The organism is Sulfitobacter maritimus, from assembly GCF_013346665.1.
GTDB lineage: Bacteria > Pseudomonadota > Alphaproteobacteria > Rhodobacterales > Rhodobacteraceae > Sulfitobacter > Sulfitobacter maritimus.
Genome location: NZ_JABVBB010000034.1, coordinates 373,223 through 388,851, shown reverse-complemented (window position 1 = coordinate 388,851; position 15,629 = coordinate 373,223). Strand labels below are relative to the sequence as shown.

Below are 15,629 nucleotides of genomic sequence, written 5' to 3'. Positions count from 1 at the left end.
GCGGCGGGGCCTTAGGCTTTTGCGGCCCGCTGCGCCAGTTCCACCGCAACCTTGGTGGCCAGCGCCATGTCTTGCACCGAAATCCATTCCAGCGGCCCATGAATTTCCTGCATCCCAGTAAAGACATTGGGGCAAGGCACCCCCATCTCGGTCAGACGCGAACCGTCAGTGCCGCCGCGAATGGGGACCGAGCGCGGCTCTAGCCCTACGGCTTCCACCGCGCCGCGTACCAGATCGACGGGAGTCATGTCCTTTTCCAACCAGTAGCGCATGTTGCGGTATTGCGGCTGGATATCGACCTCAATCCGCGCCCGCGGCTCCCCGGCGGCCACCGCAGCACAGACTTGCCGCAGCAGATCACTCTTGGCTTGCAGGCCATCGCGCTCGAAATCGCGCAGGATTAGTTTAATCTCGGCCTCTGATGAGCCGCCGTTGATCTCAGAGACATGCAGAAAACCTTCAACCCCCTCAGTCGTCTCCGGCGTCATCGTGGCCTGCGGGAGGGCCATCACGATCTTGGCCGCCAAATGCAGTGCGTTGACCATTTTGCCCTTTGCAAAACCGGGATGGGCCGAGACGCCGGTAATCTTTACCACGGCCCCATCGGCGCTGAAGGTCTCATATTCGATCTCGCCCGGCTTGCCCCCGTCAAACGTATAGGCAAAGTCACAGCCCAAATCCTTGGGCAGACGCGCATCCACCCCGCGCCCGATCTCTTCGTCGGGGGTAAAGGCAAGGCGGATTTTACCGTGCGGAATATCCGGGTTCTCGATCAGATGGCGCGCTGCCGTCATCGCAATCGCCACCCCGGCCTTGTCATCCCCGCCCAAGAGCGTCAGCCCGCTGGCGGTGATGATGTCCTCGCCCTGTTTCTCTGCCAAATAGGGCGCGTTTTCGGGCGACAGCCGCAACTCTGGCGCGTCGGCAAAGGTGATGTCGCCGCCGTTATAGCCGCGATGCACGACGGGTTTCACGCCTGTCGCATTATACTGCGGCGCGGTGTCCACATGCGCGACCCAGCCCATCACGGGGCCACCCTCCGCCGTGGCGGGTATCGTCGCCAACACCACGCCATAGTCGGTGAGCGTCACCTCCTGCGCCCCCATCTCCTGCAACTCCTTCACCAACAGCCGCGACATATCGAGCTGGATGTCGGTGCTGGGTGAGGTCGGGCTTTCCGCGTCACTCTGGCTGTCGATCTTCGCATAGCGGACCAGCCGCTGTTCTAGCTCGTCATCAAATTCGCTGCGCATCATCTGCTCCCTCGTTTTGCCGCCATCGTCACCTGATCCACGCCCCTGTCAAGCCGCCCCGCCTGCAGCCAAGACTTGAAACGAAACGCCACATGAGCGATGTGAGAACATTCCCTGCCGGAGAGCATCATGGCCCTGCCAATCCGAGACCAATTGAAATACTGGGGCATCGCTGCGGCGGTGTTCATGGTGGCGCTGTGGTTCATGGGGGATGTGCTCCTGCCCTTCCTGCTCGGCGGCGCGATTGCCTATTTCCTTGATCCCATCGCCGACCGGTTGGAGCGTCTCGGCCTCAGCCGTGTGATGGCTACGGCGCTGATCACCGTGGCCGCAATCATGATCTTCGTGCTCATGGCGCTTCTGGTGATCCCAACGCTCGTCAATCAAACGGTTAACCTGATTGAGACTGCGCCGCAGGTGACACGCAACTTCACCGATTTCATCACCGACCGTTTCCCCTCGTTGCTCGACGACGATTCGACGCTGCGCACCTCGCTGACCACGCTTGGCACCACGATTCAAGAACGCGGTGGGCAATTGCTGCAAACGGCGCTTGCCTCCTTTGCCTCGCTTATCAACATCCTGCTGCTCTTTGTCATCGTGCCTGTCGTCGCCGTTTACCTGCTGCTCGATTGGGACCGTATGGTGGCCGGCATCGACCGCCTGCTGCCACGCGACCATGCGCCGACGATCCGCCAATTGGCGCGGGATATTGACGCGACGCTGGCCTCCTTCGTGCGCGGCATGGGGACGGTCTGTTTGATCCTCGGCACCTATTACGCGGTGGCACTGATGCTGGTGGGGCTGCAATTTGGCCTCGTCGTCGGCTTTGTCGCGGGGCTGGTCACTTTTATCCCCTACCTCGGCGCATTGATCGGCGGCGCATTGGCGATCGGCCTCGCGCTGTTTCAGTTCTGGGGCGATTGGCTCTCCATCGGGCTGGTCGCAGGCATCTTTGTGTTGGGTCAGGTCGTCGAAGGCAACTTGCTGACACCGAAGCTGGTCGGCAACTCTGTCGGCCTGCACCCGGTCTGGCTGCTGCTGGCGCTGTCGGTCTTTGGCACGCTCTTTGGCTTCGTGGGCCTGCTGGTGGCTGTGCCGGTCGCCGCTGCAATTGGTGTGATCGCGCGTTTTGCCACGGCGCGTTACCGCGAAAGCGTGCTCTACATGGGCCGCGAGCCTGACACGACACTTGACGAGGACATCCGCTGACATGGCCCACCAACTCGGGTTGAACCTGCCTAGCCGGACGGCTCTGGGCCGTGACGCTTTCTTTGTCGCCCCGTCCAATGCCATGGCGATGGCGATGATTGATGGCTGGCGCGGCTGGGCCGGGGGCAAACTGGCGCTGACCGGGCCGCAGGGGTCAGGCAAAACGCATCTCACACATGTTTGGGCGGACCTTTCTGGAGCACGGATCTTCAGCGCGACGGACTTGCTGAACGCCGACATCCCCGCCCTCGCCCGTGGCCCGGTGGCGGTCGAAGACGTGCATCTGATCGCCAATGACGCCGCCGCCCAAACCGCGCTGTTCCACCTGCACAACCTCGTGCTGGCCGAAGGTCAAGCGCTGCTGCTCACTGGCACCGGGTCCGTTGCTCACTGGGGTCTCACCCTGCCCGACCTTGTCAGCCGCATGCGTGGCGCCACGGCGGTTGAGATGGACGCGCCGGACGACGCGTTGCTCTCGGCGCTGCTGGTCAAACTGCTGGCTGACCGCCAACTGACGCCCAAGCCGGAGCTGATCAACTACCTGATGACCCGGATGGACCGCTCCTTTGCCGCGGCCATCGCGCTGGTGGACCGGCTGGATGCCGCCAGCCTTGCGCAAAAGCGGCCTCTGACACGCGCCTTGGCTGCGCAGGTGCTGGACATCGCCCCGTCGCAGGCGTGATACTGGCGGGCAGACGGGGCAGCGCTATCATAAACCCGTTACATTCCAATGTCATGAGGCCCACATGACCCAAGCCGATTTTTTGCAAGCGCCCTTTCCGCCCGCCACCGAACTGCCTGAGCTTGATACCTCTGGGCCGGGCCGGTTCTTTAACCGTGAGTTGAGTTGGCTCGATTTCAACTGGCGCGTGCTGGAAGAGGCCGAGAACCCCCGCGTGCCACTGCTGGAACGGCTGCGTTTTCTGTCGATCTCGGCCACCAATCTGGATGAGTTCTACACCGTCCGCGTCGCGGGCCTGCGGGAACTGGCGCAGGCGGGTAACACCACCGCCGCCGCCGATGGGCTAACCCCTGCTGAACAACTGGTGCTCATCAATGAAGATGCCCGCAATCTGATGATGTCTCAACAGCGCGTGCTGGTCGATCTCATGGCCGAAATGGACGCGCAGAAGATCATGCTGGAGCGCACCGCGGACCTGACCGAAGATGACCTGAAATACCTCGAAGATGTCTTCCTTAATCAAGTTTTCGCCGTCCTGTCGCCCTTGGCCATCGATCCCGCGCATCCCTTCCCCTTTATCCCCAACACCGGCTTCGCGCTCGCGTTGCAACTGGAACGCACCCGCGACAAACGCCCGCTGCAAGCGCTGCTGCCGATCCCCGGCCAGATCGACCGTTTTATGCCCCTGCCCGCGCCCGACGGCTGCCTGCGCTACCTGCCGCTTGAAGACCTCTTGCTCATCAACATCCCGAACCTCTTTCCCGGCTACAAACTGAAAGCCCATTTTGAGTTCCGCGTGCTGCGCGACAGCGATCTTGAAGTCGAAGATGAGGCCGAAGACCTTGTGCGTGAGTTTGAAGTCGCCCTGAAACGCCGCCGCCGGGGCGAGGTCGTGCGGCTCACCCATTCCGCCGGCGCGCCCGCCAAGCTGAAATCCGTGGTGATGCGCGAGCTCTGCGTGCGGCCCCAAGACGTGATCGAAATCGAAGGCATGTTGGGCATCGCGGACCTGTCCAAACTGGTAACCGACGCCCGCCCCGACCTGCTCTGGCCCTCCTTCACCCCGCGCGTTCCTGAGCGTGTCAGCGACCATGACGGTGATATGTTCGCCGCCATCAGTCAAAAGGACATGCTGCTGCACCACCCCTATGAGACCTTCGACATGGTGGTGCGCTTCCTTGCCCAAGCGGCGCGTGACCCCGATGTGGTGGCGATCAAGCAAACGCTCTACCGCACCTCCCGCGACAGCCCGATTGTCGAGGCACTTTGTGAAGCGGCGGAAGATGGCAAATCCGTCACCGCACTGGTCGAGCTAAAGGCCCGCTTTGACGAGGCGGCCAACATCCGCCAATCCCGCCGTCTGGAGCGTGCGGGTGCGCATGTGGTCTACGGCTTTCTTGACCTCAAGACCCACGCCAAGATCTCCACAGTGGTGCGGCGCGAGGGGGATCAACTGGTGACTTACACCCACTACGGCACCGGTAACTACCACCCGATCACGGCACGGATCTATACCGATCTGTCGCTCTTTACCTGCGACCAGAACCTTGGCCGCGATGCCACCAAGGTCTTTAACTTCCTGTCAGGCTACGCCCCGCCCGAAAAGCTCGACAACCTCGCCATCTCCCCCACGACACTGAAACCGCGTCTGCTGGAACTGATCGCGGCCGAGGCCGAACACGCGCGGCGCGGCAAACCGGCGGCGATCTGGGCCAAAATGAACGCGTTGATTGATGCTGAGGTCATCGACGCGCTCTATGCCGCCAGCCAAGCGGGGGTGGAGATCAGCCTCGTGATCCGCGGCATCTGTGGGCTGCGCCCCGGCGTGAAAGGCCTGTCGGACAATATCCGCGTAAAATCCATCATCGGACGGTTTCTCGAACACAGCCGCATTGTTTGCTTCGGCAATGGCCACGGTCTGCCGCACAAAAAAGCGCGGGTGTTCATGTCTTCCGCCGACTGGATGGGCCGCAACCTGAACCGCCGGGTCGAGACGCTGGTCGAGATCGAAAACCCCACTGTCAAAGCGCAGATTACCAGCCAGATCATGGCGGCAAACCTTGCCGATGTGGCGCAAAGCTGGGTCATGGGACCGGAGGGCAAATTCACCCGCCCCGCTGTTCCCGAAGGCACCTTCGCCTTTAACTGCCACCGCTTTTTCATGGAAAACCCCTCGCTCTCCGGGCGCGGCAGCGCGGGCGCGTCGGATGTGCCTAAACTGACCCATACCGAGGATTGACCCGGCAGACGGCCCGTTAGCAATTGACCTCCCCGCCCCCCTGCGCCAAATATCTTTGCAAACGGATGGCCCGCAGGAGCATTGATGGCAGACCAGACCGACCCTTCCCGAACGTCCGCCGTCCCTGAAACCGGTGTGGCGGAACTGGGGCTTTTCGGAAAACCGCTGTTCCAAGACCCCGGCGCAAGAGCGCTGGCCCGCGTGGGCGTGGTGGATGTCGGATCAAACTCCGTCCGCCTTGTGGTCTTTGACGGGGCGGCGCGTTCTCCGGCCTATTTTTACAACGAAAAGATCATGTGCGCTCTTGGCGCGGGCATGGCCGAGACGGGGCATCTGTCGCCCGAAGGCCGCCTGCGTGCCCTCTCGGCCCTGCGCCGCTTTAGCAAACTTGCCGATGGCATGGGCCTGTCAGAACTCACCGTCGTTGCCACCGCCGCCGTGCGCGATGCCAAAGACGGACGCGAGTTCTGCGCCGATGTGCTGCGCGAAACCGGCCTGCGGATCTGGGTGATTGATGGCGAAGAAGAGGCACGTCTGTCGGCCCAAGGCGTGCTGCTGGGTTGGCCCGGTGCCTACGGTCTTGTCTGCGACATCGGCGGTTCCTCAATGGAATTGGCAGAAATCTCCGGCGGGCGCGTGGGCAAACGCGTGACCTCGCAACTCGGCCCGCTGAAACTGCGCGACCTTGCAGGCGGGGCCAAGGGGCGGCACGCCCATATCAAAGATGTGATGAACGGGCTGCACGACAAGATGGGCAGCCAACGCGACCGCCTGTTCCTCGTTGGCGGCTCATGGCGGGCCATTGCGCGGATCGACATGTACCGCCGCGGCTATCCGCTGCATGTGCTGCATGAATACCGCATGACCGTGACCTCGGTGCGCGAAACGGTAAAGTTCATCCAGCAGGCTGACCTGAAAGAGTTGAAAAACGCCTGCGGGGTATCCTCTAGCCGCATGTCGCTGGTGCCTTACGCCGCCGAAGTGCTGAGCCGACTGGTCAAAACCTTCCGCCCCAAGGACATCGCGATCTCAAGCTACGGCATCCGCGAAGGCATGCTCTACGAGCAAATGCCGCAGCGTCTGCGCGACCGTGATCCGCTGATCGAAGCCTGCTATTTCGCGGAGTCGAAAGACGCCCGTATGCCCGGTTTCGGCAAGGTGCTTTATAACTTCATCCTGCCGCTCTACCGCTCGGCCCCGCACGCCCGCAAACGTCTCGTCAAAGCCGCTTGCCTGCTGCATGACGTCAGCTGGCGCGCGCATCCCGACTACCGCGCCGAGACCTGTTTTGACAACGCCACCCGCGCCAATTTGGGCGGCCTGAAACACGCTGAGCGCATCTATCTGGGCCTCGCGCTGCTGCACCGCTACTCGAACAAACGCGAAAACACGCGGTTCGCGGACCTCTATCAAATGGTCGACGAGCAGACCCGCCGAGAGGCTGAAATCCTCGGCAAAGCCATGCGTTTTGGCGCAATGCTGTGGATGGACAAAAACGAGCAGCGCGGCGAATTGCGTTGGTTCCCCAAGAAAAAGCAGTTGGAACTTTGGCTCACGCCCGACATGGTGCCGCTCTTTGGCGAAGTGGCCGAGGCGCGATTGAACTCGCTCGCGCAATCGCTTGAGGCGGAGGTCCATGTACGCACCGGAAAACGCCCGCCGCGCTAACCCTTTGCCTTAGAGATCGATCTGCGGCTCAGGCTCTGTCGGCGTGTCGGGGGGCAGCATCGGATGGTCCGGCTTGCGGCGAATAATAATATCGCCATTGGGCTGCATCTCGGGCGCTTGATAGGCGCTCCAGTCCTCGACCTCATCCAAAAGCTCAGTCAGCTTTGGCCCCATCTCGCGCGCAAAGTCCCGCAGCGCGGGGCGCATGGCCTCAGTAAAGCCTTCGAAGCCTTCCATGACCGGGCCCATCTCTTCCATGATCCCGTCCATGAACATCTGCGCGCCCCGCTCCATCAAGCCAAGGCCGCGTTCTTCGGTTTCATCCTGTGCAACTGCCGAGATCGGCAGCAATGCACAAAGGGCGATGAGAGGTATAAAACGTGTCATACCTCAGATGTAGGCAGGTCTGCGAAAATATCGAGCGCTCCGCCCCAGATTTTTACCGCACCTATCTTTGCCGCCTACTCTACTACGCTGTCCCGGTGTGTTTGCCCGAAATCGTCTCCCATGCGCGGTTGATGTCGATCATGCGTTTCTCCGCCATCTTGATGGCCTCTTCCGGCAGGCCCCGCGCCACCAGCGCATCGGGGTGATTTTCCCGCACCAAACGCCGCCACGCCTTACGCGCCTCCTCAAGCGTTGCATTCGGCCCGATCCCCAGAACCGTGCGCGGCAGGGGCGAACTGTCTGGCACGAAACGCGCTTTGAGAGAGGCGAACTCTTCCTCATCCATTCGAAAGATCGCGGCCACATCCTCAAGAAACGCGTTCTCATTGGGGTGATAGGTGCCATCCGCCATGGCGATGTGAAACAGCCCTTCCATCAGGTCATGCAGCATTTGAGGCTGATCGTCGAACATATTGGCGATGCGCCGGGCATATTCTTCGAACCCCGCCACGTCCTGCCGCGCAAGATTGAACACCCGCGCCGCACCTTCCTGATCGCCCTCGGCAATCTGGAACACTTCGCGAAAGGCTGTCACTTCGTCGCGGGTCACCAGCCCGTCCGCCTTGGCCATCTTGGCCCCAAGCGCGATTACGGCGATGGTAAAGGCGACCGACCGCTCGGGCGGGCTGCGCAGGCGGTCAAAGACTGCCGACAGCCCCTCGCCTGCGGTAAGGGCCGAAAGAGCCTCGGAAATGCGTGTCCAGATCGACATGGGATTGCCCTTCAGTGGTAATCCCCCAATCCTAGCCCGCGTAGCGGTGAAAGTCAGGGTGCGTCGAGTACTTTCTGCATGAGGATAAGGTCAAGCCATTGATCCCGCTTGCGTCCGACCTCTGGCATGTGGCCGACCTGCGCAAAGCCCAGTTTTTCATGGAACGCCACCGCGCCGGGGTTGGCACTGCTGATCGCGGCCACCATCACATGGTGCCCCTGCGCCGCAGCCGCGTCCAGCGCCCGCGTCATCAAGCCGCGCCCCAGCCCCTGCCCCTGTGCGGCGTCGGCGAGCACGATGCTATGCTCCACCGTCGCAGCATAGCCCGGCCCGCCGCGAAAGCTGCCGTAGGTGACAAACCCCGCCACCTGCCCCGCCACGTCGGCCACCCAGAAGGCGCCCGTGCGGGTGTCGATCAGCGTGGCAATGTCGTCCGCGCTTTTCTCATCCGTGGTGAAGGTCGCGAGGCTGTCGCGGATCATACCGTTCCACAGCTCCGCCACCGCCGCCGCATCGCTCAGTTGAGCTGCGCGCAGTGTCATACCGCCATCTGCTCCCCGCCCCGAAGGGCGAGGAGCTTGCTGCCGTTCACTTGCGTGTCTCACGGATCAGCTTGAGAATATCCTGTGCCGCCGTTGGGATATTGGTCCCCGGCCCAAAGATCGCCTTTACGCCCGCGTCCTGCAGGAACTTGTAATCCTGCTGCGGAATGACCCCGCCACAGATCACCAGAATGTCCTCCGCCCCTGCATCCTTCAGCGCCTGAATAAGCTGCGGTGCAAGCGTCTTATGCCCCGCCGCTTGGCTAGAGATGCCGATCACATGCACGTCGTTGTCCACCGCATCCTGCGCGGCTTCGGCAGGGGTCTGGAACAGTGGCCCCACGTCCACATCAAAGCCGATGTCGGCAAAGGCCGTGGCGATTACCTTGGCCCCCCGGTCGTGCCCGTCTTGGCCCATCTTGACCACCAGCATACGCGGGCGGCGGCCTTCGGCCTCGGCGAATTCATTGACCGATTTCTGGATATCGGCAAAGCCCGCGTCGCCCTCATAGGCTGCGCCATAGACGCCCGAGAGTGTCTTGACCTCGGCCCGGTGCCGCCCGAATTCTTTCTCCATCGCCATGCTGATTTCCCCCACTGTGGCGCGTGCGCGTGCGGCCTCGACCGCCGCGTCGAGCAGATTGCCGCCCTCGGCAGCCCGCCGTGTCAGTTCTGCCAAGGCAGCGGTGCAAGCGTCCTCGTCGCGTTCGGCGCGAATGCGCTCCAACCGCGCCACCTGACCGGCGCGGACCTTAACGTTATCGACGTCGAGAATGTCGATCGGCTCTTCCTTGTCGCGGCGGTATTTGTTGACGCCGACGATCACCTCAGTACCCCGGTCGATGCCCGCCTGCCGCTGCGCCGCCGCTTCCTCAATGCGCAGCTTGGGCATGCCAGAGGCCACGGCCTTGGTCATGCCGCCCATCTCTTCGACTTCCTCGATCAGCTTCCACGCGGCCTCGGCCAGATCGGCGGTCAGTTTCTCAACGTAGTAGGAGCCGGCGAGCGGATCGACGACATTGGTGATGCCGGTCTCTTCTTGCAGGATCAACTGGGTGTTGCGGGCGATGCGCGCGGAATGTTCGGTCGGCAGGCCAATCGCCTCGTCCAGCGAGTTGGTGTGCAGCGACTGGGTCCCGCCCAGCACCGCCGAAAGCGCCTCGTAGGCCGTGCGCACGACGTTGTTGTAGGGGTCCTGCTCGGCCAAGCTCACGCCAGAGGTCTGGCAATGGGTCCGCAGCATCGAAGACTTGGGGTTCTTCGGCTCAAACTCCTCCATCACGCGCGACCAGAGCAGACGCGCCGCGCGCAGCTTGGCGGCCTCCATGAAGAAGTTCATGCCGATGGCAAAGAAGAACGACAGACGCGGCGCGAAACGGTCCACATCCATGCCCGCCGCAATCGCCGTGCGCACGTATTCCCGCCCGTCCGCGATGGTAAAGGCCAGCTCTTGGACAAGGTTCGCGCCCGCCTCCTGCATGTGGTAGCCGGAGATCGAGATCGAGTTGAACTTCGGCATATAATCCGAGGTGTATTCGATGATATCCCCGATGATCCGCATGGACGGTTCCGGCGGGTAAACATAGGTGTTGCGCACCATGAATTCCTTGAGGATGTCGTTCTGGATCGTGCCAGACAGCTTGGCGCGGTCATGCCCCTGCTCTTCGCCCGCGACGATGAAGCTCGCCAAGATCGGGATCACCGCGCCGTTCATGGTCATGGAGACCGAGACCTGATCGAGCGGGATGCCATCGAAGAGGATTTTCATATCCTCAACCGAGTCGATCGCCACCCCGGCCTTACCAACGTCACCCTCAACCCGCGGGTGGTCGCTGTCATAGCCCCGGTGCGTCGCCAGATCGAAGGCAACCGAAACACCCTGCTGCCCAGCCGCCAGCGCACGGCGGTAAAAGGCGTTCGATTCCTCAGCCGTCGAGAACCCCGCATATTGCCGGATCGTCCAGGGCCGCCCCGCATACATCGTGGCCTTCACGCCCCGCGTGAACGGCGCTTCGCCCGGAATGCTGCCAAGATGGTCGAGCCCCTCAACATCCTCAGCGGTATAAAGCGGCTGAACGTCGATCCCCTCCAGCGTTTTCCACGTCAGATCGTCGAGGCTGCGCCCGCGCAACTCGCCAGTGGCCAGATCACGCCAGCGGGTTTTGGCGTCCTTTTGGTCGGATGTCATATGCATGTCCTTCTCTCATGGCACCGGGCGGCAGGCTTGGGCCTGCTCTTCTCCGGCTGGGGTCCTCTGTCAAAGTGGCCAGACCATCGGCCCCGGCGGCGAGCCAGAACTGATCATCGGCATAGCGTTCACGCAAAGCAGACGCCTGCGTGGGATTAAACGGCTGCCAGCGCCCGGCAGCATGGGGCAGCGACGCGGGGTCTTGGCCGCGTTCGTTCAGGGTCTCGCGCAGAGCGGCCAAATCGGGCGCGCGGTTGAGCCAGCCTGCCGCCCCTGCGGGCGCCACGTGATCGGTGCAGGCCGTGAACAACGCGTCAGGCTGCCCCCCGAATTGCTCAAAAGGGGTCACCCTGATTTCAGTCTCCGGCAGCGCACAGGCCAAATCGGTGACCACATCGCGCCACGACCGCGGGTTCTGCGCAATCGTGTCAAAGGTCTGCGCGCTCGGCACCGGATGCCCGCGCCCTATCGTATAGGCGGCGGCTGACGCCCACCACAGGTCCGGCGCCCGCACGCTCAGCACCACACGTTTGATCCGCCCGCCAAAAGCGCTGCCGATCCGGGCCATACGCTCGCCAATCGCCGGATAAAGGGCGGCGCTGCGCAGACACTGCCGGGCGCTGCCGATCATGTTCTCATCGCTGATAAGCAACTGGCGCAAGCCCTGCGCATGACACTGCGCCACCTGCATCTGCACCCGCCCTTCGGCCCGGCGCACAGGGTCGCGCCCCCGTGCCACGGCTGGCCCCGGAAACAGGCCGGGAAAGACCGATTGGCGCACCCGCGCGGGGCCCCAAAAGCCAATGCCACGTGCGCTCAGATCCGCCTGACTGTCGCGCAGGTAGCGTTGAAAACTGGTGGTGCCGCTGCGATGGGCCCCGATGTGAAGAATGACGTCCATGATGGCGCGGCCCAATGCTGGCAGTACGGCCGCCCCGACCGGCCATGACGCAGGGAACACCGCCGTCATGGGCCAAAATGCCTTGCAATGGGATTAATCCGCCCCTGCGGCGCTTTGACCTTCGCAAACGCGGGCCGAACGCTTATATCTGAGGGGACAGGAGCTTTAATGAAACGTCTTATCTCACTTGTTTTCGCAGGAATAATCGCCGCAACAGCCAGCGCCCAAAGTGCTGATGTGCCGGACGAAGACCCGCTGTTTCTTCCTGCCGATATGGCGGATTTGAGCGAATTCCAGTGGAAAAAGCGGCCCGTCTTGGTCTTTGCCAATTCGGAAAACGACCCCGCCTTCGTGGCGCAGATGGAATATCTACAGGCGCGCCCGGACGAATTGCGCCTGCGCGATGTCATCGTACTGACCGACACAGACCCTGCCGCCCGCAGCCCGCTCCGCCTGCGCATGAGGCCGCGCGGCTTCATGCTGGTGCTGGTCGATAAGGAAGGTAACATCGAGTTGCGCAAACCCTTCCCTTGGGACGTGCGCGAGATCACCCGCAGCATCGACAAAATGCCCCTGCGCCAGCGGGAGATCAGAGAGGCAAAGGAGCCGCAGGTCATCCGCTGATGCCCCGCCCCCTGCCCGTTCTGATCCCCCGGACGTTGCACCTTATTCGAACTCCATGATCACATCGTCCACCGCAAGGCTGTCGCCCGCGCTGGCGTTGACCTTGCTGACCACGCCCTTCTTCTCGGCACGCAGGATGTTTTCCATCTTCATCGCCTCAATAGTGCAGAGCGGCTGGCCTTCTTGAACCTCATCGCCCACTTCGACGTCGAGCTTCACCACCAGACCTGGCATCGGGCAGAGTAGCATTTTGGAGGTATCTGGCGGCAGTTTCTCGGGCATGAGCGCGGCCAGTTCGGCCTGACGTGGCGTGCGCACATGGACCTTAAGGTCCGCGCCGCGCGTCCGGATGCGGAAGCCGCCAGAGATCTTTCCGACCTTCAGCACCAGCGGCGCGTCATCCACCGTCATCATGGCAAGCTGGTCGCCTGGCGTCCAATCTCCACTCACGCGCATCTCGGCCCCATCGGTGAACCTAACCGTGGCCCCATCAGGGTCGGCCTTCGTCACCACGTCAAAGCTCTCGCCCTGCAAACGCACGTTCCAGTCGCTGCCGACCTTGCGCTCGTGATTGTCCATCCGGCCCGAGACGCGGGCGCGGCGAATCTCGGCCACCCGGTGCATCGCGGCGCAGGCGGCGGCAATGCGGCGCAGTTCCGCGTCCTGTAGGGTCACGCCCTCGAAACCGTCGGGATATTCTTCCGCGATAAAGGCGGTGGTCATGTCGCCAGAGACGAATTTCGGGTGATCCATCACGGCTGAGAGGAACGGCAGGTTATGTCCGATCCCCTCGACCTCGAAACTGTCCAAGGCCACCCGCATCTTCTCAATCGCCTCGGCCCGCGTCGGGGCCCAAGTGCAGAGCTTGGCGATCATCGGGTCGTAATACATCGAAATCTCGCCGCCCTCATAGACGCCAGTGTCATTGCGCACGGCCATGTCACCGCTTGGCGCATCGCCCTGCCACGTGCCTTTCTCCAGCAGCGGCCCGGCGGCCACTTCCTGCGGCGGGCGGTAGCGGGTCAGACGGCCAATGGAGGGCAGAAAACCGCGATACGGGTCTTCGGCATAGAGACGGTTTTCGATGGCCCAGCCGGTCAGTTGCACGTCGTCTTGGGTGATCGACAGTTTCTCGCCATTGGCGACGCGGATCATCTGTTCCACGAGGTCCACACCGGTGATCAGTTCCGTTACCGGATGCTCCACCTGAAGGCGGGTGTTCATCTCAAGAAAGTAGAAGTTCTTGTCGCCGTCGACGATGAATTCCACCGTCCCCGCGCTGGTATAGCCTACGGCCTGCGCCAGTGCTACGGCCTGCTCGCCCATCGCTTTGCGGGTCGCTTCGTCAAGGAAGGGGCTCGGTGCTTCTTCGACGACCTTTTGGTTGCGGCGCTGGATCGAACATTCGCGCTCGCCCAGATAGATGCCGTTGCCATGCGCGTCGCAGAGCACCTGAATCTCGATGTGGCGTGGCTGCGTCACGAACTTCTCGATGAAGATACGGTCATCGCCAAAGCTGTTCGCGGCCTCGTTCTTGGACGACTGGAAGCCTTCGCGTGCCTCTGCATCATTCCAAGCGATCCGCATCCCCTTGCCGCCGCCGCCGGCGGAGGCTTTGAGCATCACCGGATAGCCGATCTCGTTGGAAATCTTGACCGCTTCCTCGGCGTCTTCGATCAGGCCCATATAGCCCGGCACGGTCGACACCCCGGCCTCTTGCGCGATCTTTTTCGAGGTGATCTTGTCGCCCATCTTCTCAATCGCGCCCACCGGGGGGCCGACAAAGGCAACGCCAGCCGCATCAAGAGCTTCGGCGAACTTGCTGTTTTCGCTCAGGAAACCATAGCCCGGATGCACCGCCTGCGCGCCAGACTGTTTGACCGCCTCCATCACCTTGTCGATGACGATATAGGATTGGTTCGCGGGCGGCGGGCCGATGTGGATGGCTTCGTCCGCCATCTCGACATGCAACGCCTGCGCGTCGGCGTCGGAGTAGATGGCAACTGTGGTCAGCCCCATCTTCTTGGCCGTTTTGATAACGCGGCAGGCGATTTCGCCCCGGTTGGCGATCAGGATCTTGTCAAACATCAGCACTTCCTTTGACAGTGGCAGGCAAGGCGAAAAACCGCGTCAGCCGGGGCTGCGCGGTGCCTAAAATGAACGAGAGATAGACAGCGCCGCCCGCCCGAAGGGCCAGCGGAACCGTCAGAATGGAATGATTAAAGCGGCTATCAGTAGCCGCGGCATTTGCCGGGGTTAAGCTGGCAATAGGCGACATTGCCCGCAGCACCAATCGCCGCACCCTGAAGGAGCGACCCGCTGGTGATCGCTGCGGCGCCTGCACCAACGGCCGCACCGGCAAGCGATTGTTCGGGGATCGTGTTGCCGCAAGCGGCGAGCCCGACTGTCGCGCCAAGCGCGAGAATGAGTGTACGGATGGACATCTGCCTGTTCCTCTTTTGCTTATTGTTGTCTGACCAACCTGCCTGCTGACGACGGGTTCCGCCGCCGCCATTTGCCCCACATCTTTGTGTGTAAAATGCCACAGTCCAAAAACGTCGGACAGCGATGTCAGCGCACTGACCCGCTGCCCGACAGGGGAAGGGGTATGGTCTTCATGGCTGACAGAGCCTTGGACAAAATGCGCCCTGCCAGTCCCCTTGATCATGGGCCAGCCCTGCGTGAACGCCAAGGACGCAACGGACTGGCGCTGCCCATCGGCAAAGCCACGCTGATCAGCGGAGAGGCACGGCAACATCACGCCGATCAATCCTCGAAAGCGTCGGGGAACGCCGCACGGGCAGCCGCGACATCGAGCACCAAGAGCGCTTCGTAATCTGCAGGGTCAAACGGGTCAGTAGCAGGCAAGACTTCGCGACCAAAGAGCCACGACAGTCGCCCCGCATCCAAATTGCCCCGCTCAAAAGGCTGATCGCCAAAAGCTTCATAGAGCGCTTTGACAAAGGCGGTATCAGCACGCCGGTCAGGGGCGCGGCGGTCGGGCCTGCGTTCGCGCCGGGTAATTGGCGTGACCCCTTTCGGGTTCGGGCGGCGAATGGTGAATTGGAAATCGGTGCCGGGCAAACGGCCCGGAAACCCGCGATGTTTAAGCATATAGGCGGGCATCAGACACCCCTTCCGATTGCAGGGGTGACAGAGAG

Annotated in this window: 14 protein-coding genes; 5 read left to right on the top strand and 9 right to left on the bottom strand. The window is 62.3% G+C overall.

The window, feature by feature from the left end; all coding sequences use genetic code 11:
* Nucleotides 1-11 precede the first annotated feature (11 nt).
* Entirely contained in the window at nt 12-1,253 is a 1,242-nt protein-coding gene (pepT, locus tag HTT03_RS12005) for a peptidase T (RefSeq protein ID WP_174860343.1), read from the bottom strand.
* Nucleotides 1,254-1,382: 129 nt separating this feature from the next.
* Here pepT and HTT03_RS12000 point away from each other — a divergent pair, with 129 nt between their 5' ends.
* From HTT03_RS12000 to HTT03_RS11985, 4 genes are all read left to right on the top strand, one after another.
* Nucleotides 1,383-2,465 (top strand): AI-2E family transporter, encoded by a 1,083-nt coding sequence (locus HTT03_RS12000; protein ID WP_174860009.1) that lies wholly within the window; start codon nt 1,383-1,385, stop codon nt 2,463-2,465.
* Nucleotide 2,466: 1 nt separating this feature from the next.
* Nucleotides 2,467-3,147, top strand: coding sequence for an HdaA/DnaA family protein (locus tag HTT03_RS11995; protein WP_174860008.1), 681 nt, complete (start codon nt 2,467-2,469; stop codon nt 3,145-3,147).
* A gap of 64 nt (nt 3,148-3,211) precedes the next feature.
* Nucleotides 3,212-5,386, top strand: coding sequence for an RNA degradosome polyphosphate kinase (locus HTT03_RS11990; RefSeq protein WP_174860007.1), 2,175 nt, complete (start codon nt 3,212-3,214; stop codon nt 5,384-5,386).
* A gap of 84 nt (nt 5,387-5,470) precedes the next feature.
* Nucleotides 5,471-7,054, top strand: coding sequence for a Ppx/GppA family phosphatase (locus tag HTT03_RS11985; protein WP_174860006.1), 1,584 nt, complete (start codon nt 5,471-5,473; stop codon nt 7,052-7,054).
* 9 nt (nt 7,055-7,063) lie between these two features.
* Here HTT03_RS11985 and HTT03_RS11980 read toward each other — a convergent pair whose 3' ends face one another.
* The 5 genes from HTT03_RS11980 to HTT03_RS11960 all read right to left on the bottom strand — a co-directional run bounded on the left by HTT03_RS11980 (nt 7,064) and on the right by HTT03_RS11960 (nt 11,913).
* A complete protein-coding gene (locus HTT03_RS11980; RefSeq protein WP_174860005.1) occupies nt 7,064-7,441 on the bottom strand; it encodes a hypothetical protein in 378 nt (125 codons plus the stop codon).
* 82 nt (nt 7,442-7,523) lie between these two features.
* Entirely contained in the window at nt 7,524-8,213 is a 690-nt protein-coding gene (locus HTT03_RS11975; protein ID WP_174860004.1) for a molecular chaperone DjiA, read from the bottom strand.
* Nucleotides 8,214-8,266: 53 nt separating this feature from the next.
* Nucleotides 8,267-8,755 (bottom strand): GNAT family N-acetyltransferase, encoded by a 489-nt coding sequence (locus HTT03_RS11970; protein ID WP_174860003.1) that lies wholly within the window; start codon nt 8,753-8,755, stop codon nt 8,267-8,269.
* 46 nt (nt 8,756-8,801) lie between these two features.
* Nucleotides 8,802-10,943 (bottom strand): methylmalonyl-CoA mutase, encoded by a 2,142-nt coding sequence (gene scpA, locus HTT03_RS11965; RefSeq protein ID WP_174860002.1) that lies wholly within the window; start codon nt 10,941-10,943, stop codon nt 8,802-8,804.
* Nucleotides 10,903-11,913, bottom strand: a complete 1,011-nt coding sequence (locus HTT03_RS11960) for a hypothetical protein (RefSeq protein ID WP_246253470.1) — start codon at nt 11,911-11,913, stop codon at nt 10,903-10,905. Before HTT03_RS11960 ends, scpA begins: the two co-directional genes overlap by 41 nt.
* A gap of 99 nt (nt 11,914-12,012) precedes the next feature.
* Between HTT03_RS11960 and HTT03_RS11955 the strand changes: the two genes are divergently transcribed.
* Nucleotides 12,013-12,468 (top strand): DUF4174 domain-containing protein, encoded by a 456-nt coding sequence (locus HTT03_RS11955; RefSeq protein ID WP_174860001.1) that lies wholly within the window; start codon nt 12,013-12,015, stop codon nt 12,466-12,468.
* Between the two features lie 42 nt (nt 12,469-12,510).
* On the opposite strand, the gene HTT03_RS11950 is transcribed toward HTT03_RS11955, so the two are convergent.
* The 3 genes from HTT03_RS11950 to HTT03_RS11940 all read right to left on the bottom strand — a co-directional run bounded on the left by HTT03_RS11950 (nt 12,511) and on the right by HTT03_RS11940 (nt 15,582).
* Nucleotides 12,511-14,556 carry an acetyl-CoA carboxylase biotin carboxylase subunit gene (locus HTT03_RS11950; RefSeq protein ID WP_174860000.1) on the bottom strand — a complete coding sequence of 682 codons (2,046 nt, stop codon included), beginning with the start codon at nt 14,554-14,556 and terminating at the stop codon, nt 12,511-12,513.
* Nucleotides 14,557-14,699: 143 nt separating this feature from the next.
* On the bottom strand, nt 14,700-14,912 hold the full coding sequence (locus HTT03_RS11945) for a hypothetical protein (RefSeq protein WP_174859999.1): 213 nt from the start codon (nt 14,910-14,912) through the stop codon (nt 14,700-14,702).
* 322 nt (nt 14,913-15,234) lie between these two features.
* Nucleotides 15,235-15,582: a hypothetical protein gene (locus tag HTT03_RS11940; protein WP_174860341.1), complete on the bottom strand. Its 348-nt coding sequence runs from the start codon at nt 15,580-15,582 to the stop codon at nt 15,235-15,237.
* Nucleotides 15,583-15,629: the final 47 nt, after the last annotated feature.